At 67.8% G+C, this 18,461-nt stretch carries 19 protein-coding genes; 8 read left to right on the top strand and 11 right to left on the bottom strand.

The window, feature by feature from the left end:
- The first annotated feature begins 139 nt into the window (after positions 1-139).
- Positions 140-1,141, top strand: a complete 1,002-nt coding sequence (locus ACGTNF_RS07560; protein ID WP_394601159.1) for an LLM class flavin-dependent oxidoreductase — start codon at positions 140-142, stop codon at positions 1,139-1,141.
- Positions 1,142-1,186: 45 nt separating this feature from the next.
- Here the strand turns inward: ACGTNF_RS07560 and ACGTNF_RS07555 are convergent, their stop codons facing one another.
- Genes ACGTNF_RS07555 through ACGTNF_RS07545 form a run of 3 tightly spaced genes read right to left on the bottom strand, consistent with a single transcriptional unit; the run spans position 1,187 to position 3,560 of the window.
- Entirely contained in the window at positions 1,187-2,524 is a 1,338-nt protein-coding gene (locus tag ACGTNF_RS07555) for a sensor histidine kinase (RefSeq protein WP_394601158.1), read from the bottom strand.
- The gene (locus ACGTNF_RS07550) at positions 2,521-3,195 is read right to left on the bottom strand and encodes a response regulator transcription factor (RefSeq protein WP_016855246.1); all 675 of its coding nucleotides are present in this window, start codon (positions 3,193-3,195) and stop codon (positions 2,521-2,523) included. Before ACGTNF_RS07550 ends, ACGTNF_RS07555 begins: the two co-directional genes overlap by 4 nt.
- Positions 3,192-3,560 (bottom strand): PepSY domain-containing protein, encoded by a 369-nt coding sequence (locus ACGTNF_RS07545; RefSeq protein ID WP_016855247.1) that lies wholly within the window; start codon positions 3,558-3,560, stop codon positions 3,192-3,194. Before ACGTNF_RS07545 ends, ACGTNF_RS07550 begins: the two co-directional genes overlap by 4 nt.
- 225 nt (positions 3,561-3,785) lie before the next feature.
- Between ACGTNF_RS07545 and ACGTNF_RS07540 the strand changes: the two genes are divergently transcribed.
- Both ACGTNF_RS07540 and ACGTNF_RS07535 read left to right on the top strand, forming a co-directional pair.
- A complete protein-coding gene (locus ACGTNF_RS07540; protein WP_394601157.1) occupies positions 3,786-4,253 on the top strand; it encodes a hypothetical protein in 468 nt (155 codons plus the stop codon).
- Positions 4,246-4,626: a hypothetical protein gene (locus ACGTNF_RS07535; RefSeq protein ID WP_394601156.1), complete on the top strand. Its 381-nt coding sequence runs from the start codon at positions 4,246-4,248 to the stop codon at positions 4,624-4,626. Before ACGTNF_RS07540 ends, ACGTNF_RS07535 begins: the two co-directional genes overlap by 8 nt.
- A gap of 26 nt (positions 4,627-4,652) precedes the next feature.
- Here the strand turns inward: ACGTNF_RS07535 and ACGTNF_RS07530 are convergent, their stop codons facing one another.
- From ACGTNF_RS07530 to pobA, 3 genes are all read right to left on the bottom strand, one after another.
- Positions 4,653-5,438 (bottom strand): ion transporter, encoded by a 786-nt coding sequence (locus ACGTNF_RS07530; RefSeq protein ID WP_394601155.1) that lies wholly within the window; start codon positions 5,436-5,438, stop codon positions 4,653-4,655.
- Between the two features lie 108 nt (positions 5,439-5,546).
- Positions 5,547-6,230, bottom strand: coding sequence for a ZinT family metal-binding protein (locus tag ACGTNF_RS07525; RefSeq protein ID WP_394601154.1), 684 nt, complete (start codon positions 6,228-6,230; stop codon positions 5,547-5,549).
- Between the two features lie 261 nt (positions 6,231-6,491).
- On the bottom strand, positions 6,492-7,676 hold the full coding sequence (gene pobA / locus ACGTNF_RS07520; RefSeq protein ID WP_394601153.1) for a 4-hydroxybenzoate 3-monooxygenase: 1,185 nt from the start codon (positions 7,674-7,676) through the stop codon (positions 6,492-6,494).
- A gap of 150 nt (positions 7,677-7,826) precedes the next feature.
- Between pobA and ACGTNF_RS07515 the strand changes: the two genes are divergently transcribed.
- Together ACGTNF_RS07515 and ACGTNF_RS07510 are read left to right on the top strand one after the other, a co-directional pair.
- The gene (locus ACGTNF_RS07515) at positions 7,827-8,741 is read left to right on the top strand and encodes a helix-turn-helix domain-containing protein (RefSeq protein ID WP_394601152.1); all 915 of its coding nucleotides are present in this window, start codon (positions 7,827-7,829) and stop codon (positions 8,739-8,741) included.
- A gap of 221 nt (positions 8,742-8,962) precedes the next feature.
- Entirely contained in the window at positions 8,963-9,871 is a 909-nt protein-coding gene (locus ACGTNF_RS07510; RefSeq protein ID WP_394601151.1) for an MBL fold metallo-hydrolase, read from the top strand.
- A 150-nt stretch (positions 9,872-10,021) separates the two neighbouring features.
- Here ACGTNF_RS07510 and ACGTNF_RS07505 read toward each other — a convergent pair whose 3' ends face one another.
- The 5 genes from ACGTNF_RS07505 to ACGTNF_RS07485 all read right to left on the bottom strand — a co-directional run bounded on the left by ACGTNF_RS07505 (position 10,022) and on the right by ACGTNF_RS07485 (position 15,083).
- A complete protein-coding gene (locus ACGTNF_RS07505) occupies positions 10,022-11,233 on the bottom strand; it encodes a DcaP family trimeric outer membrane transporter (protein ID WP_394601150.1) in 1,212 nt (403 codons plus the stop codon).
- Positions 11,234-11,407: 174 nt separating this feature from the next.
- Complete coding sequence (locus ACGTNF_RS07500) at positions 11,408-12,697, bottom strand: TRAP transporter large permease (RefSeq protein ID WP_394601149.1); 1,290 nt, start codon at positions 12,695-12,697, stop codon at positions 11,408-11,410.
- Positions 12,687-13,217, bottom strand: a complete 531-nt coding sequence (locus tag ACGTNF_RS07495; RefSeq protein ID WP_394601148.1) for a TRAP transporter small permease — start codon at positions 13,215-13,217, stop codon at positions 12,687-12,689. Before ACGTNF_RS07495 ends, ACGTNF_RS07500 begins: the two co-directional genes overlap by 11 nt.
- Positions 13,218-13,220: 3 nt before the next feature.
- On the bottom strand, positions 13,221-14,249 hold the full coding sequence (locus ACGTNF_RS07490; protein ID WP_394601147.1) for a TRAP transporter substrate-binding protein: 1,029 nt from the start codon (positions 14,247-14,249) through the stop codon (positions 13,221-13,223).
- 153 nt (positions 14,250-14,402) lie between these two features.
- A complete protein-coding gene (locus ACGTNF_RS07485; protein WP_394601146.1) occupies positions 14,403-15,083 on the bottom strand; it encodes a GntR family transcriptional regulator in 681 nt (226 codons plus the stop codon).
- A 143-nt stretch (positions 15,084-15,226) separates the two neighbouring features.
- Between ACGTNF_RS07485 and ACGTNF_RS07480 the strand changes: the two genes are divergently transcribed.
- From ACGTNF_RS07480 to ACGTNF_RS07470, 3 genes are read left to right on the top strand one after another with little or no spacing between them, the layout of a single operon-like run.
- Entirely contained in the window at positions 15,227-16,294 is a 1,068-nt protein-coding gene (locus ACGTNF_RS07480) for an aromatic ring-hydroxylating dioxygenase subunit alpha (protein WP_394601145.1), read from the top strand.
- Positions 16,291-17,259 (top strand): PDR/VanB family oxidoreductase, encoded by a 969-nt coding sequence (locus ACGTNF_RS07475; RefSeq protein ID WP_394601144.1) that lies wholly within the window; start codon positions 16,291-16,293, stop codon positions 17,257-17,259. Before ACGTNF_RS07480 ends, ACGTNF_RS07475 begins: the two co-directional genes overlap by 4 nt.
- Before the next feature lie 44 nt (positions 17,260-17,303).
- Positions 17,304-18,311, top strand: coding sequence for a TRAP transporter substrate-binding protein (locus ACGTNF_RS07470; protein ID WP_394601143.1), 1,008 nt, complete (start codon positions 17,304-17,306; stop codon positions 18,309-18,311).
- Positions 18,312-18,461: the final 150 nt, after the last annotated feature.

The following is an 18,461-nucleotide window of genomic DNA, read 5'->3' as shown; positions in this document are numbered from 1 at the left end:
CTTCCTTGTGCATCCTGTCTTCTGAGCTTAAGGGGGGCGCCGCAACGAAGCCAGCGGGCGCGTCCATTCGGCCACGGCCATTGTGTCGCGCCGCGGTCGCCCCCATATAACCTTGAGCAAGCTAATGACTGGAGCCCTCATGCCCCGCCTCAACGAGATTCCGCTCTCGGTGCTCGACCTCGCCCCGATCCGCCAGGGCGGCAGCGCCGCCGAGACCTTCAACGACAGCGTCACCCTGGCCCGGCTGGCCGAGCGGCGCGGCTTCGAGCGCTTCTGGCTGGCCGAGCACCACAGCATCGACGGCATCGCCAGCGCCGCCACCTCGGTGCTGATCGGCCACGTCGCCGGCCAGACCTCGCGCATCCGCGTCGGCAGCGGCGGCATCATGCTGCCCAACCATCCGCCGCTGGTGATCGCCGAGCAGTTCGGCACCCTGGAAACGCTCTATCCGGGCCGCATCGATCTGGGCCTGGGCCGCGCCCCGGGCGCCGACGCCGCGACCATGGCCGCCCTGCGCCGCGACGCCTTCGCCGGCGTCGACGACTTCCCCCAGCGCCTCGAGGAGCTCAAGGGCTATCTCGACGACGAGCGCCCCGGCCAGCGGGTGCGCGCGGTGCCCGGCCAGGGCACCCGGGTGCCGCTGTGGCTGCTGGGCTCCAGCGACTACAGCGCGCGGCTGGCCGGCCGCGAGGGCCTGCCCTTCGCCTTCGCCGCCCAGTTCGCGCCGGCCCGGCTGCACGAGGCGCTCCGGGACTATCGCGACAACTTCCGGCCCTCGGCGCTGCTCGACGAGCCCTACGCCATGGTCGGCCTGCCGGTGATCGCCGCCGACAGCGACCTGCAGGCCGGGTACCTGGCCAGCACCGCGCGTCAGAAGTTCCTCGGCCTGGTGCGCGGCCAGCGCATCCTGGCCCTGCCGCCGACGGAGCACCTGGACTGGTCGCCGCTGGAGCAGTCCCAGGTCGAGCAGTTCCTGGGCGCGGCGGTGATCGGCGGCCCGGAGACCGTGCGCGAGGGCCTGGAGGCCTTCCTCGAGGCCACCGGCGCCGACGAGCTGATGCTGCACACCGACGTCTACAGCCTCGAGGATCGGCTGCGCAGCTACGAGATCGTCGCCGACCTGTGGCAGGCCGGCGACTGACGGACAAGAGACGGAAAAAGGCGGGAACGGAGCCGGGCCGGCGGCCTACGCCGGCCCGCCGAGCGGCAGCCGGATGCGCGCCGCCAGCCCGCCCAGCGGCGCCGCCTCGAGGGTCAGCCGGCCGCCGTAGAGCGCCATCAGGTCCTCGACGATGGCCAGGCCCAGGCCGCTGCCCGAGCGCCGCTCGTCGAGCCGCGCGCCCCGTGCCAGCGCGGCCTCGCGCTGCTCGGGGCTCATTCCCGGGCCGTCGTCCTCGATATCGAGGCGGGCCTCCCCGGCCTCGCCGGCGACCCGCAGCGTCACCCGGCCCTGCGCCCAGTTCAGGGCGTTCTCGAGCAGGTTGCCGACCATTTCCTGCAGATCCTGGGCGTCCACGCGCAGCGACAGGGCATCCTCGAGCTCGGCGTCCAGCACGATGCCGCGCCGCTCGGCCAGCCGCCCCAGGCCGTCGATCACCGGCGCCAGCGCCTCGTCGGCCCGCACGCGCCCGGCCAGCGAGGCGCCGCCGGCGGCCGAGGCACGGGCCAGATGGTGGCGCACCGCCTCGTCGAGGCGGGTCAGTTCGGCGCGAATACGCTCCGGCTCGGGATGGCGACCGGCCAGGGTGCCCAGCACGCTGATCGGCGTCTTGAGGGCGTGGGCCAGGTTGCCGGCGGCGGCGCGACCGCGCTCGATCAGCCGGCGATCGCGGGCCAGCACCTCGTTCATGGCCCCGGCCAGCTCGCCGAGCTCCGCCGGCAGGCGGGTACCGAGGCGCGCCTCGCGGCCGGCCTCCACCTCGCGCAGATCGGCGTGCAGGCGGCGCAGCGGCGCCAGTCCCCAGCGGATCTGCGCCGCCAGCCCGCCCAGCAGCAGCACGCCCAGCGTCAGCAGCGACAGCCACAGCAGCCACTCGAAGCGCGCCACCTCGTCATCGAGCTCCTGACGCGACACCGCCAGCCCGACCCGCAGCGGGCGAGGATCGTTGGCCAGCCGGATGCGGCGCTCGATCAGTCGCAGCGGCTCGCCGCGCGGCCCGGTGATGTCGCGACGGGTCACGCCATCGCCGCTCCCGCTCAGCGGCAGCCGCTGGTCCCACAGCGAGCGCGAGATGCGCGTCGTGCCCTGGCCGTCGCCGACCTGCCAGTACCAGCCGGAGAACACCCGCTCGAAGCGCGCGTCGCCCAGCGCCGGCGCCACCGTCAGCCGGCCGCTCAGCGGCTCGCGCTCCACCGACGCCAGCAGCACGCGCAGCATCGAATCCAGGCGCTCGTCGAAGGAGGCGGTGACGGTCTGGCGGAAGGTGTAGGCGAGCCCGCCACCGGCCAGCGGCAGCACCACCAGCACCAGCACCCCGGCGGCCAGCAGCAGTCGGCGCGCCAGGCTCCAGCGGGTCGGGATCACGTCGGCTCGTCCTCCGGCGCCACCAGCCGATAGCCCTGGCCGCGGCGGGTCTCGATGCGCTCGCCGCCGAGCTTGCGCCGCAGCCGGCTGATCTGGACGTCGATGACGTTGGAGTCGGGCTCGTGGTCGCGGTCGTAGACGTGCTCGGCCAGCTCGCTGCGGCTGACCACTCGCGGCGTGGCGTGCATCAGATAGGCCAGCAGCCGCGATTCCTGGGCGGTCAGCGAGACCGGCCGCCCGGCCAGGGTCACGCTGCCGGTGTGGGTGTCGTAGGACAGCGCGCCGGCACAGAGCACCGGGTGGGCGTGGCCGTGGCTGCGCCGCACCAGGGCATGCAGGCGGAACAGCACCTCGGCGGTCTCGAACGGCTTGGTGACGTAGTCGTCGGCCCCGGCGGAGAAGCCGGCGGCCTTGTCGGACCAGCGCTCGCGGGCGGTCAGCACCAGCACCGGCAGGGCGATGCCGTCGTCGCGCCACTGGGCCAGCCAGCGGGTGCCGTCGCCGTCGGGCAGCCCCAGGTCGAGCACCACGGCGTCGTAGCGCTCGGTGCGCAGCAGGTAGTCGCCCTCGCCGCCGGTGCCGGCGGCCTCCACCAGCAGCCCGGCCTCGGAGAGCGCCTCGGAGAGCGCCTCGGCCAGCGCCCGATCATCCTCGATCAGCAGTACCTTCATTGGCGTCGCATGCCCTCGATGTTCACTCCCTCGATCTCCATCAGCCGTCCGTCCTCGGCATCGAACTCGAACTCCACCACCTGCCCCTGGGGGCCGAGCATCTCGATCTCGTAGCGGCGCTCGCCGTCCTCGTGATCCAGCTCGATCTCCAGCACCTGGCCGCGATAGCGCGCCTCGAGCCAGTCGAGCACCTCGGTCAGGGGCACGATGCGCCCGCTGTGCACCGCCTCGTGCAGCGCCTGCCATTGCTCGTCGTCATCGCCCTGGGCGCCGATCATCGGCCCGCCCAGGGCGGCGACCAGCAGGCTCGCGGCGAGCGCCCCGGCCAACCGGCGGGGCCGCCGCCATCTTGAAAACGTGTTCATGGCGGCAGAGTGCCAGACGGCGCATGAATGCACCATTAACGCCGCCGCCAGCGGACCGACAGCCGCGCCCAGGCAGGCCGAGGGAACGCCTCGCCCCGCCGGGCCGCGACGTGAACCGAACGTGAACGGCGGCGTCAGCCCACGGCAAGACGACCGGTGCGATAACGACATCACGAGGCCGCACTCGAGGCCTCACCCCGACGCCACACGACAAGGAGAGCCACGATGAAGACGCTCACTCACTGGATCGCCCCCCTGACCCTGGCCGGCATGACCGGCACCGCCCTGGCCGATGGCGGCGGCCTGAGCCAGGATGATCTGATGCGCCTGCTCGACGGCGCCGATGCCTACGGCTTCAGCCACTATGCCGAGCTCGACCTCGACGACGACCAGCGCCTGGAGCTCGAGGGCTGGCGCAACGACGGCTGGGGGCTCGAGGTCGACATGCGGGTCGAGGATGGTACGCTGCTTCACGAGGCCCAGGCCCGCAGCCAAATCCCCGACTGGAGCCTCACCGGCGACCAGCTGCGCCAGGCGCTGGCCAATGCGCACCGCAACGGCCTGCAACGATTCTCCACCCTCGATGTCGATGGGGTCGACGATATCGAAGTCGAAGGCCTCGACGGCGACGGCCGCGAGCTCGAACTCACACTCGATCACGGCCTGAAGGTCACGGGAGTGGAACATGACTGATCGACGCCAAGGGCAAGACCACAACGCCGCCTGGATGGCGGCCCGCCAATGGCGGGAACGGGCGCGCCAGGCGCGCCCGACCGGGGGCATGAGCGGCCCCCGGCTGGTGCTCACCTGGCTGCTGTTCGGCGCCATGATGATCGTCGGCACCCTGCTCGGCCTGGTGTTCCTGCTGGTCGGCTGGCTGATGCTGCCGTTCCTGCGCCACCGCATGAAGAAGCGCATGGAGCAGATGCGCGCCGAGCAGGCCGAGGACGTGGGCGGCGGCGCCCATCGCGAGGCCTCGTCCCGGGAGCGCGAGGCGCGCCGGGGCCGCGGCGTCGGGCATGACACCCTGGAAGGCGATTACGTGGTCAAGGACGACGAGCGCTAGGGCCCCGGCGGCGATTCACAAGCGGCCTAGTCCCGACGGCGCTCGTCGCCGATTGCCTCCCCGTCCCGGCGAGCCAGCTCGCCGCGCAGCGCACCCACCTCCTCGCGCAGGGCGCGCACCTCGCCGTGCAGGTCACGGATCAGGTCGCGATTGGCCCGGTGCAGCCGCGACTGCTCGCTCTCCTGATCATCGACGAACAGCGAGCCGACGTAGGCGGCGAAGCTGCCGAACAGCCCCACCCCGGCGATCATCAGCGCCACCGCCACCATCCGCCCCAGGGTGGTGACCGGGAAGAAGTCCCCGTAGCCCACCGTGGTCACGGTCACGAAGGCCCACCATAGCGCCTCCTCGGCGGTGTCGATGGCGCTCTCGGGATTCGGCCCCTCGACCAGCAGGATGGTCACCGAGCCGAAGGCCACCAGCAGCAGGGTCGCGGTGGCGGCCGAGGCGAAGATGCCCTCGGCGCGATTGCGGAACAAGAGCCGCCAGATCATGTGCAGCGACTTGATCGCCCGCAGCAGGCGGATCACCTGCACCACCCGCACCAGGCGACCGGCGAACAGCAGCCCCGCCGGGATGCTCGCCACCAGGTCGATCCAGCCCCAGCGCATGAACCACCACTTGTTCGGGGCGGCCCGGAAGCGCACGCAGAAGTCGGCGAAGAAGAACAGGCAGGCCACCAGGTCGAGATAGTGCAGCAGCCGCGAGACCTCGGGCCGCAGGTCGAAGAGCACGTCCACGGCCAGGGCGCCGAGCACGTAGAAGGACAGGATCAGGATCAGCAGCTGAAAGGGCGTGAGGCGTTCGTTCATGGCGGGGCGGTCAGCGTCCGTGGCACGAGCCTTCGCACCTTACGCCCCCGGCGCCCGCTTGTCGCCCCGGCTCCTCGAACGAGGGCCGGGGCGAGACGCACGACGGGCCTAGTGCGCCAGCATCTGCTCGGCGATCGCCTCACCGTTCATGCCGGCGGGATAGAAGGTCGGCCAGTTCTCGACTTCTTCCAGCAGGGCCTGGCGATCGTCGCCCCAGTACAGGTGGTAATGATGGGCATCGCGGGGGGCGATCGCGTGATCGCTGAACTGGATGAACGCCGGCAGCGCCTCTCCGCCGGATTCGCGTTCGAAGACATAGCGGACCCCGCGATTGCCGGCCGCATAGGTCAGGATCTCGTAGCCGTTGTAGGCGTACTCGCCGGTACGCGTGCCTTCCGCGTCCTCGAAGGTGACCTCGTTGCCGTCGATCACCAAACCTTCGACGTCCGTGCGATATCCCGCCTCGTAGACGCGCCTGACGTCTGCGGCGGTCTTGTCTTCATCATCCCCCGCCTTGGCGGCCATCACCGGATCGAGAGTGCCGTCCTGGAGGTAGGGATAGACCGACTGCCACTCGCCCTGCCAGTCCGCCAGCGACCGGTCCTCGACCTGGTCATCGTCGAAGTAGCCGGCCTGGATATCCTCGTCGTGGGCAGGCTCATGGCCGTGAGCGTGATCGTGGCCGTGATCATGGTCATGGGCATCATCGGACGCTTGGGCCAAGGCTCCCTGACCGCCGGCCATCACCAGCAGACCGATGGCCATAACGCCGAGTTTTCCGGGGTGTGACATGTTCGCTACCTCTCCTCAGGGTGGTCGATCTCGCCGGGCATCCGGCATTAAAGCAATGTTATAACATACCTAAATAGGCGCACGAGGCCCGACTCGTCGTCGAGGCTCAGGTGAGCCCGGCGACCCCCAACCCTCTGCTATCCGAGCGACGCCGACCTGAGCACCATGGCCAACTGATCCAGGCGCACCGACACACACGCATCGGCCGGCAGTCTCTGCCGGCCGATGCGTTGTCGGGCATTTGACGAGCGTGCCGGCGCGCTACTCCAGCGGCTCGTAGGGCAGCCCGACGTAATTCTCGGCGATGGTGGTGAGCCCCGCCTCGGAGCCGGTGACGTAGTCGAGCTCGGCCTGCTGCATGCGGGTGCCGAAGTCCTCCTCCTCGGAGAACTTGTGCAGCATCGAGGTCATCCACCAGGAGAAGCGCTCGGCCTTCCAGATCCGCTTGAGGCAGGTCTCGGAGTAGCGCGGGATCAGGTCGGTGCGGCCCTCCTGGTAGACCTTGATCAGCAGCCGGTAGAGGGTGTTCACGTCGCTGGCCGCCAGGTTGAGGCCCTTGGCGCCGGTGGGCGGCACGATATGGGCGGCATCGCCGACCAGGAACAGCCGACCGTACTGCATCGGCTCGACCACGAAGCTGCGCAGCGGGGCGATGCTCTTCTCCAGCGACGGGCCGGTGACCAGCGCCTCGGCGACCTCGTCGGGCACGCGGCGCTTGAGCTCTTCCCAGAAGCGCTCGTCCGACCAGTCCTCCACCTTCTCGTCCAGCGGCACCTGGATGTAGTAGCGGCTGCGGGTCTCGGAGCGCATGCTGCACAGCGCGAAGCCGCGATCGTGTCGGGCGTAGATCAGCTCGTCGGCCACCGGCGGCGTGTCGGACAGCAGGCCCAGCCAGCCGAACGGATACACCCGTTCGAACGCCTTGATGCGGTCTTCGGGGATCGAGCGCCGCGACACGCCGTGGTAGCCGTCGCAGCCCGCCACGTAGTCGCAGTCGAGACGCACCGTCTCGCCGCCCTTGTCGAAGGTGACGTAGGGGCTGTCGCTCTCGAGGTCGTGGGGCTGGACGTTGTCGGCCTCGTAGATCGTGGTACCGCCGCCGGCCTCGCGGGCCGCCATCAGGTCGCGGGTCACCTCGGTCTGGCCGTAGACCATCACCTGCTGGCCGCCGGTCAGCGCGGCCAGGTCGATGCGCACCCGGCGGTTGTCGAAGGCCAGCTCGACGCCCTCGTGGGGCAGGCCCTCGGCGTCCATGCGCTCGTCCACGCCGGCCTCGCGCAGCAGGTCGACCATGCCCTGCTCCAGCACGCCGGCGCGGATGCGACTCAGCACGTAGTCGCCGCTCTTGCGCTCGAGGATGACGTTGTCGATGCCCTGCCGGCTCAGCAGCTGGCCCAGCAGCAGCCCCGAGGGGCCGGCTCCGATGATGGCGACCTGTGTCTTCATGGCGAACTCCACCGTGTAGGGGTTTATCGTTGTAGAGTTGCATTTTTCCCTTAACCGGCCGCCGTTATAAGGCAATTTCGCCGCCAGAAATTGGACATTCCCGGCATTCATGACCGACATTGGTCGTAGCCCCACTCAGGATGCGCCGCCATGCCCGACTCCCTCGTGCCCGTATTCAAGCTCTACGGCGAGACTCGCCAGTGGCCGACGCCGGACCTGCTGCACTGCGAGTCGATCCCCGAGCGCAGCCAGCGCCACGACTGGCATATCCGCGCCCACCGTCACGCCGACCTCCACCACCTGCTGCATCTCTCGGCGGGCGGCGTGCGGCTGGAACTGGAGGGCGGCAGCCGGGCCTTCGATGCCCCGCTGCTGATCGTGGTGCCGGCCATGAGCATCCACGGTTTCCGCTTCTCGCCGAACACCGAGGGCCACATCGTCACCCTGTCGCGCCCGCTGGTCGAAGGGCTGCAGCAGCGCCTGGGCGACCAGGCCGGCGTGCTGGCCCGCCCCGAGGCCCATCCCCTGACCGCGCCACGGCAGCGCGAGCGCATCGCGACCCTGATCGGGCAGATCGACGACGAGTATCGCCACCCGGCCCCGGGCCGTCGCCGCCTGCTGGAGGCCCTGATGGAAGCGCTGATCGTGGAGGCGGCCAGGCTGGCCGCCCCGGCCGCGGCTACCCAGGGGCCGGCGCCCCGGCAGCGCGATGAGGCCAGGACACACCTGCAGGCGTATCAGACGCTGATCGAGGCGCACTACGCCGAGCAGCCCGGCATCGAGTGGTTCGCCGAACGGCTAGGGATCACCAGCGCCCACCTCAACCTACTGTGCCGACGTCTGGCAGGCCGCAGCGCCCTGCAGCTGCTCCACGAACGCCTGCTGCTGGAGGCCAAGCGCCAGCTCATCTACACCAACCTGACGGTGGGCGAAGTGGCCGACGGGCTCGGCTTCTCCGAACCCGCCTACTTCACGCGCTTCTTCAAGCGCCTTGCCGGCACGCCGCCGCGCGACTTCCGCCGGCACCAGACCGAACGGGAAGAAGAGCCGTCCGGTACGCCCTGAGCCTGCCTCACGCCAAGCGCCGACGGCCGCCAGCCGCCAGCCGCCAGCCGCCAGCCGCCAGCCGCCAGCCGCCAGCCGCCAACGCACCACGTTCGTCGCATTGTCGCGATCGACGCGACTGCGAGGCTCCTGACTGCGCAGTGCAAACATTAGTTCGTAATGCGCACAAAGGCGGGTGCCACATTTTCGGCTCCTGCCCCTGATCAGGAAACCGACACGTCATGAATCTACGCCCCCTTCCCCTCCTGCTGCTCGGCCTGTCGGCCGGCATGTCCGGCGCCGCTCTCGCCGAGACCGAGGTCGTCATGCTGGGCACCGGCACACCGGTGCCCAACGGCGACCGCGCCGGGGCCGGCGTGGCCGTCATCCACGACGGCGAAGCCTATGTGTTCGACGTCGGCGCCGGCGTCGTCGAGCGCACGACCCAGGCCGCCGAGCGCCACGGCATCGAGGCCCTGAGCCCCATCAATATCGACCATCTGTTTCTGACACACCTGCACAGCGACCACGTGCTCGACTATCCGGAGCTGCTGGCCACCTACTGGTGGCGCCGCAGCGACCCGCTGCAGGTCGTCGGCCCGCAGGGCACGCAGGCGATGAGCGATGGCATCTACACCATGCTGGCCGAGGACACCCAGACCCGCCTGGCAGACAAGAGCCCGGTCACCAACCCCGACGCGGCCTACGCCGTCGTCACCGAGATCGAGGGCCCGGGGGTGGTGTTCGACGAGGACGGCGTGCGCATCGAGGCCTTCCCGGTCTCCCACGGCCACTGGGACAAGGCCTTCGGCTTCAAGGTCACGACCCCCGACAAGACCGTGGTCATCTCCGGCGACACCTCCCTCAACGACGAGGTCCAGCGCCAGGCCGAAGGCGCCGATATCCTGGTCCATGAGGTGATCAGCCGCAACGGCTGGGAGGAGCTCCCGGAGCAATGGCAGGCCTATCACCAGTACGCCCACACCCTCACTGACGAACTGGCGGGGCTGGCCACGGCTGCGGAGCCCGACCTGCTGGTGCTCTACCATGTGCTGTACTACGTAGCACCGATCGAGTCCGCCCTGGTGGAGGTCCAGCAACAGTACGACGGCGAGGTGGTGCTGGCCGACGACCTCGACGTCTACCGCTGATCGCTCGCCCACTAGCCTTCGTCCCGTACCGCCCCGCCGCGGCCGAAGCTGCCGGAAGATCATCGTGTCTGACCCACATGAAAAAAACCGGCCCTAGGGCCGGTTAATCCATCGCCTGTGGGCAGGCAAGGTCAAAAGGAAGTCACGCGATCAGAAGTGGAACTGGGCGCTGGCCTGCAGACGGCTGGCATCCACTTCCTCGCCGTTGATCCGCTCCAGGTCTATGAGCTGGTACTCCATGCCCACCGTCATGCGCGAATTGACGTCCCAGATCAGATTGACGTGCGAGTACTGCACGGTATCGGCCAGGCTCTGGAAGCCCGGGGCGTCGTCAGGCAGGTCCTGCTCGACCCGCGAGGTACCGATGGAGCTTGACCAGGCGTCGTTCCAGCGATGTTCCAGCGACACGCCGACGCTCTGCAGGTCGACGGCCTCGAGGTCGCCATTGGCGTCCAGGTAGGCATCCGGCGCCCGATTCTTGGCGGCCCCGGGCGGCACGAAGTCCAGGTAACCTCCCAGGCCACTGCCCACCATCATGTTGCCCTTGAGTGTGGTGCTCCCCATTGGCAGCGCCCCTTGGGCGATCACGCCATAGCCAGTGGTGCTCTCGTCCTGACCGCTCACCGCCGAGTCGGTGGAGAACTGCCGCACCACCCCGGAGATCCCGAAGTTGCGCTTGTAGCGATAACGCAGGGTCAGGTCCGGCAGCTCGGTGTTCTCATCAACCGTGCCACCGGGGCCGGCATCGGAGATGGAGTACTCGGGATTCTCGAGGGCCACCGCAAAGGTGTTGCCGCCCGCCTGATGGGTATAACGCACCTGCTCGGGCCGTCCGGCGGCATAGCCGATAGGATCGCCAAGCTTGAGCGTCCGCGGTGCGCCAAGGAAAAGCATGGCGTTGGACCAGGTCTGACCCGCCAGAAAGCCGTTGTACTCGCCGTAGGCGTGGCGCAGGTTCCAACTGTTATCGGGGACGAAGTGGCCCTCGACATAGGTCTTGAGCATCTCGTCACCGAAACGCGTCTGGGTGCGGAAGTTGAGGCGAGACTCCTGGGCGGTGAAGGTCGTCTTGCCGTCGGTGGCATTGCCTTCACTGGCGGCTGCCAGCGGATCGGTGACCTCGCCAAGGTCATAGTCGAAGTCGTAGAGGGCATCGAACTTGACGTAGCCGCCGAAGGCGACATCGGTGTTGGTGCCGGGAATATTGAAGGTACTGCGATGGGCCCAGGGCGGGCCCACGCGGCTCGGCTCGCCGGTGACTACCGGCTGGCCAGCCTCGACCACATCGAAGGCAATGACGCTCTGGGCAGGCAGGAGGCTGGCCGGCAGCAGGGCCAGCAGCAGAGTCTTCTTGGCTTGCATATCGATCTCTCTAGTTGGTTGTTATGTATGCGTTGAACAACATTGTTTTTATGAAATAAAAACTGAATCAGAACTCTTTTGAGTCTCAACACCTCCTTTTTACGCAGCAGTCTGGGGCGCCACCGATTTCTCGGTGGCGCTCATCTCTGAGTGAATGACGGGATTAGCGCAGGCTTACAGCAAGAACAGGCCGGTCAGCGCGGGGAACAGGATCAGCAGTGCCAGGCGCAGGAAGTCCGAGGCGATGAACGGCGACACGCCGCGGAAGATCTCGCCCAGCGCCACGTGCGGCGCCATGGCCTTGATCACGAACACGTTCATGCCCACCGGCGGGGTGATCAGCCCCAGCTCCACGGTCAGCACCGTGACGATGCCGAACCACACCGGGTCGACGCCCAGTGACTGGATGATCGGGAACACCACCGGCACCGTGATCACCAGCATGGCGATGGCATCCATGAACATGCCGAGCACGAAGTACATCAGCAGGATGCACAGCACGATCACGATCGGCGCGAGGTCCATGCCGTAGAGGAAGTCGCTGATCGAGAACGAGATCCGCGACACCGAGATGAAGTAGCCCAGGGTGTCGGCACCCACCAGCATGAAGAACACCACCGTCGACAGCGACAGGGTCTCCTGCACCGCGCGCCACAGGTCGCGCCCGCGCAGGCCCTTGGCCAGGGCATAGAGCAGGGTGGCGAAGGCCCCCACGCTGGCGCCCTCGGTGGGCGTGAAGATGCCGAAGTAGATGCCCAGGATCATGATCAGGAATACCGCGAAGAACGGCACCAGTCCGCCCAGCGAGGCCAGCTTCTCGCGCCACGGGGTGGCCTCGCCGGCCACGGCCAGCGACGGCTTCATGCGCATCACCACGGTCACGGTCAGGGCGTACATCACCAGCCCCATCAGCCCCGGCACCAGCCCGGCCATGAACATGTCGCCCACCGACTGCTCGGTGAGGATGGCGTAGATCAGCAGCGCGATGGACGGCGGGATCATGATGCCCAGGGTGCCGCCGGCGGCCAACGCCCCGGTGGCCAGGCCGCGGTGATAGCCGTAGCGCTCCATCTCCGGCAGCGCGACGCGGGTCATGGTGCTGGCGGTGGCCAGCGACGAGCCGGAGATCGCCGAGAACACCCCGCAGGAACCCACCGCGGCGATGGCGAGCCCGCCCTTCCAGCCGCCGCAGATCACCCGGGTGGCCTGGAACAGCTTGCCGGCCATGCCGGAATGCGCCGCCAGTACGCCCATCAGGATGAACATCGGCACCGCGCTGAAGCTGTAGTTGGACAGCACCTCCACCGGCACCGTCTTGAGCTGGGCGATGGCCGCGTCCCAGCTGATCACCTGGGCGAAGCCCACCACGCCGACGATCAGCATGGTCAGCGCCACCGGCACGCGCAGGATCATCAGGATCAGCAGCGCGCCGAGGCCCAGCGCGCCGATCATTTCACTCCCCATGGGACACCTCCGACTCGTGACCGAACAGCGCGCCGAGCAGCGCCTCGATCAGGCTGCGCACGCCCAGCAGCAGGCTCAGCAGCGACGCCGCGTAGTAGATGGGACTCATCGGCAGGCGCAGGTCCTGGGTCACCTCGCCGTGGGAGGCGGCACTCTGCGCCGAGTCGAACAGGCCCAGGCAAAGGATCAGGCCCAGGGCCGCGAAGCCCAGCAGATAGACCCCGTGCAGGCGATGCTTGATGGCCGGCGCGAGGCCATGGGAGAAGGCCTCCACCACCACCTGGCTCTTCTCGACGTTGGCGGCCATGGCCGCCAGCAGCGAGCACAGCATCAGATAGCTGACCAGCTCGACGCTGCCGGTCACGCGCAGGGCGATGGCGCCCTCGGAGAGGCGATACAGATAGCGGGTGCTGACATCGGCGATGGTCACCGCCAGCAGGGCGACCAGGGCGACGCCGGCCACCACCCGACAGACGAGGGCCAGCCCGCGGCTGGCCCGTTCCAGATAGGCCGTCATCATGGCTTATTCCTGGGGAGCCGCGCAGGACTCGCTGGCCGCCAGCGCCGCCTCGTAGACCTCGCGGCCCGGCAGGCCGCGCTCCTCGAGGCCGGCGAGGTAGCCGTCGATGCCGTCCTGGAGCGGCTTCTGCCAGTCGGCGTCCTGCAGCGGATCGGCGATCTCGCGGATGGTATGGCCGGCCTCGGCGGCCTCCTGCTTGCCCTCGCGGTCGAGGCGGTCGAACACCGCGCCGGCGTTCTCGGCCCACTGCATGCCGGAGTTGTCGTCGATCACCGCCTGCTGCTCGGGGCTCAGGCGGTCATAGGTGCGCTGGCTCATGGTGGCGACGAAGATCAGCGAGTAGAACGGCACCTCGGTGTGGTGCTCGGTCAGCTCGTTGAGGCGAAACACCTTCATGCCTTCCCAGGGGAAGCTCAGGCCGTCGATCACGCCGCGCTGCATGGCGGTGTAGATGTCCGGGGCCGGCATGCCGACCGGGCTGGCACCCATGTTCTCGAGGATATCGCCGGCCACGGAGGTCGGGCGGCGGATGCGCAGCCCCTCGAGGTCCGCGGGCACCTGCACGTCGGTGTCGATGGTGTGGATGCCCCCCGGCCCGGTGGTGAACATGAACAGCGGGCGGGTGTCCTCGTACTCGGCGTCCAGGTGGCCGTCGTCGTAGAGGCTCTGCAGCACGCAGGCGCCCTGGGTGGCGTTGGTGGCCACGCCAGGCAGCTCGACGATCTGCGACAGCGGGAAGCGCCCGGCGGTATAGCCCTGAGCGGTGGCGCCGATGTCGGCGATGCCGTTGGCCGCCGCCTCGTAGATGCCATCGGGCTTGGCCAGGGTGCCGGAGGGATACATCTCGACGCGCAGCTCGCCATCGGACGCCTCCTCGATGGTCTGCGCCCAGTCCTCGAAGAGGTCCTGGTTGATGGCAGAGGCGCCGGGCCAGAAGTGGGCCATGCGCAGGGTGGTGGCGGCCTCGGCGGAGGCGGCGGTCAGGCCGGCCACGGAAGCAGCCAGCAGGCAGGCGGTGACATGAGTCTTCATGGGGCTTCTCCGAACGTCTTGTATCGTTGTGATGCACCATGGAAAGTTCGCATGGTGAACATGTGTTCGTGATTTAAGCCTGAAGATAAACCACCCGCCGCTTAGGCGAAAAGCGACTTTGGTCGCATCCGGGATCCATTAACCCCATTAAACTCAGCGCGATCTTCCCTCCAGCACCTCGGTGTAGCGCAGGCCGATCAAGGCATGTTCACGCATCAGCATCTCGGCCCGCGCGCCCTCACCATCACGCAGCGCCTGAAACACCAGCTCGTGCTGCATCTGCGCCAACTGCAGCTTGCGATATTCCCTTTCCAGCCATGCCGTATCGAGGATGATCGAATCCGCCGCCGCGAACGGCAGGTGGTTATTACGAGCGATCGCATCGCCGACGACATCACTCCCGGCCGCGGCCACGATCGTCCCGTGAAAACCGAGATTCAACTCGCTCCAGTCGGCGACATCGTCCTCGACGAGATATCCCTTCGCGAGCAGCTCCCGTCCTTTTTGGATCCAATTGGCCAGCTGATCGTGAAGTTCGGATGACAGTCCCTGCTCGGCGAGGCGTCGCGCCGCCAGCCCCTCCAGGACCCCTCGCACCTCGACCGCACAGCGCACGTCGGTGTCGGAAAACTCGCGCACTTGAAAGCCGCGCTTGCCGGCCCGCTGCAGCAGCCCCTCCTGCTCCAGGGTGCGAAACGCCAGGCGAACCGGCGTTCTCGAGACGCCCAGCTGCTCGGCGACCGCGACCTCCCCGAGCCTTTGGCCGGGGACAAGCTCGCCCTCACTGATCCATCGACGCAGCTGACCCACCACGCTCTTGCCACTGTTACTCACCTGATTTCCCTACCTTCATCATTTGTTTGACTACCCAACGATCACTGGATCCAACTAAAGGATAAGTTGACCTCTTGAGGGCAAAAAACCTTAACTTTGGATCCAAAGAAAAACGACCTTGACCGAGTCACCGAGGAGATCCCATGACCCATCAAGCGCCCTACCCCAAGAATACCTGGTACGTCGCCTGCACTCCGGAAGAGCTGGAAGACAAGCCTCTGGGCCGTACCATCTGCAACGAGCCGATCGTCTTCTTCCGTGGCGAGGAAGGCAAGGTCGCTGCCGTCGAGGACTTCTGCCCCCACCGTGGCGCGCCGCTGTCGCTGGGCTTCGTGCGCGACGGCCAGCTGGTGTGCGGCTATCACGGTCTGGAGATGGGCTGTGACGGCAAATGCTCGAGCATGCCGGGCCAGCGAGTCAGAGGCTTCCCGAGCATTCGCGCGTATCCGGTCGAGGAACGCCACGGCTTCGTGTGGATCTGGCCGGGCGACCCCGAACAAGCTGATACTGCGCTGATTCCCGAGCTGCATTGGGCCGAGGATCCGGGCTGGGCCTACGGCGGCGGGCTCTACCACATCCACTGCGACTATCGCCTGATGATCGACAATCTCATGGACCTGACCCACGAGACCTACGTGCACGCCTCCAGCATCGGCCAGCCGGAGATCGAGGAAGCGGCTCCCGTCAACCGCACCGAAGGCGACGAGGCGATCACCGAGCGTCACATGGAACGCATCCCCGCCCCGCCCTTCTGGCAAGCTGCGCTGCGCGGCAACGGCCTGGCCGACGACGTGCCGGTGGATCGCTGGCAGATCTGCCGCTTCACGCCGCCCAGCCACGTGCTGATCGAGGTCGGCGTGGCCCACGCCGGCCACGGCGGCTACGAGGCGCCGGCGGAGGTCAAGGCCTCAAGCATCGTGGTCGACTTCATCACCCCCGAGACCGACACCTCGATCTGGTACTTCTGGGGCATGGCGCGCAACTTCAACCCGGAAGATCAGGCGCTCACAGACCGCATCCGCGAGGGGCAGGGCCAGATCTTCGCCGAGGACCTGGAGATGCTGGAGTCGCAGCAGCGCAACCTGCTGCGCTACCCCGACCGGCAGCTGCTCAAGCTCAATATCGACGGTGGCGGCGTCCAGGCGCGTCGCATCATCGACCGGATCCTCGCCGAGGAACGAGAGCCCCAGTCTGAGGAGGCCACCTCATGAGTCAGGCATCCCTTTCATTGATCGTCGAGGTCAAGGCCCGCCGCGAGGAAGCCCAAGACATCGTCACCTTCGAGTTGGCCGACCCCCACGGCCGGCCGCTGCCGGCCTTCGGCGCCGGCGCGCATATCGACGTACGGGTGAAGGACGGCCTGATACGTCAGTACTCGCTCTGCAACCCCCCCGAGGAACGCGACCGCTACCAGATCGGCGTGCTGCGAGATCCGGGCTCGCGGGGCGGCTCCGAGGCCATGCACGACGAGATCCAAGAAGGCGACCTGCTGCAGATCAGCGCGCCCAAGAACCACTTCCCGCTGGAGCCGGCCGAGCGCATCCTACTGCTGGCTGGCGGCATCGGCATCACGCCGCTGCTGTGCATGGCCGAACGCCTGGCCCATACCGACACTGACTTCAGTCTGGACTACTGCACCCGCTCGCCGGAGCGCACGGCCTTCCGCCAACGCATCGACGCCTCCACCTTTGGCGACCGGGTGCGCTTCCACTTCGATGACGGCGAAGCGTCACAGAAACTCGACCTCGAGGCGCTTCTCGGCACCCCGGATCCCGAGGCCCGAGTCTACGTCTGCGGCCCTTCCGGCTTCATCGAGGCGGTGATGTCCAACGCCAAGGCCCGCGGTTGGCCAACCGACCGATTGCACAGCGAATACTTCGCCGGTGCCGTGACCACCAGCGATGATGACGACAGCTTCGAGGTCAGGCTCGCCAGCAGCGGCGACAGCTACACCGTGCCGGCCGACAAGACCGTGCATCAGGTGCTGGCCGAGAACGGTGTCGAGATCATGGTGTCCTGCGAGCAGGGCGTATGCGGCACCTGCCTGACAGGCGTGCTTGAGGGTGAGCCCGATCATCGCGACCTCTACCTCGAAGACCATGAACACGCCGCCAACGACCAGTTCACCCCCTGCTGCTCGCGCGCCAAGAGCAAGGTCCTGGTACTGGACCTCTGAGCCCTCCCCGTTCCCCATAACCATAACGACACAATGAGGATGCCATGCGACTCACCCCGATCGTGACCGGTCTCACCCTGGCCTGCGCCCTGACCAGCCAGGCATCGTTCGCCGAGACGACCCTGCGCGTCGCCCATGTCTGGCCCGGCGGCTCGCTGATCGACAAGGAACTCTTCCAGGCCTGGGCCTCCAGCGTCGAGGACGCCTCCGACGGCCGCCTGGAGGTAGAGGTCTATCCCGGCCAGACCCTGACCAAGTCCGACAAGACGTACGAGAGCACCGCCAACGGCATCGCCGATATCGGCGCCTCGGCACAGGGCTATACCGCCGGCCGCTTCCCTCTGACCCAGGTAGTCGAACTGCCCGGCGTGTCGTCCAGCGCCGCCCAGGGTGCCTGCATCCTGCAGTCGCTCTATGACCAGGGGCAACTGGACGACGAATACGCCGATACCCGCCCGCTGTTCCTGTTCACCACCGGCCCGGGCTATCTGCATACCCAAGAGCGCGCGATCGAGACACCCGAGGACCTCGCGGGTCTGCGCCTCCGCCGCCCCACACCACTGGTCGGCGACATGTTCGAGCGCCTCGATGCGCAGGCCGTCGGCATGCCGGCCCCGGACGTCTATACCGCCATGCAGCGTGGCGTGGTCGACGGGCTGAGCTTCAACTGGGAGGCCATGAAGACCTTCCGGCTCAACGATCTGGCCAATCACCACACCGAGATTCCGCTCTACGACCTGTCGCTGTTCGCCACCATGAGCCAGCGCAGCTACGAGCAGCTGCCTCCTGACCTGCAGCGCGTCATCGACGAGCACAGCGGCCCCGAATGGGCTCAACGCGCCGCCGCCGTCTACGACGAGCTGATCCAGCAGGGTCGCCAGGAAGCCGAGGCGGCCGGCGACGAGATCCTGGTCATTGAGAATGCCCTCGATGACGACGACTGGGGTCCGGTGCTGCAGGACACCATCGATCGTTATCTAAACGAAAATGGTGAGCGCGCCAAGGCGGTCTATGACGCCGCCATGGCTCTCAAGAGGCAGTGCTCGGCCTGATACCCCATCTCCAATGTCTCGACGCGAAACGGCGGCCCTGGGGCCGCCGTTTCGCGTTGTTCCGCCTTGCCAGCATCAGCCTGAATGCCGGGGCCTTCGATCATTCACCGACGCCAGGCCATCAGGCAGAAAAAAACCCCGCCGAGGCGG

The sequence above is a fragment of the Halomonas sp. B23F22_10 genome (assembly GCF_043496975.1).
Classification (GTDB): Bacteria; Pseudomonadota; Gammaproteobacteria; order Pseudomonadales; family Halomonadaceae; genus Halomonas; species Halomonas smyrnensis.
This window is presented reverse-complemented; position numbering and strand designations above follow the sequence as displayed.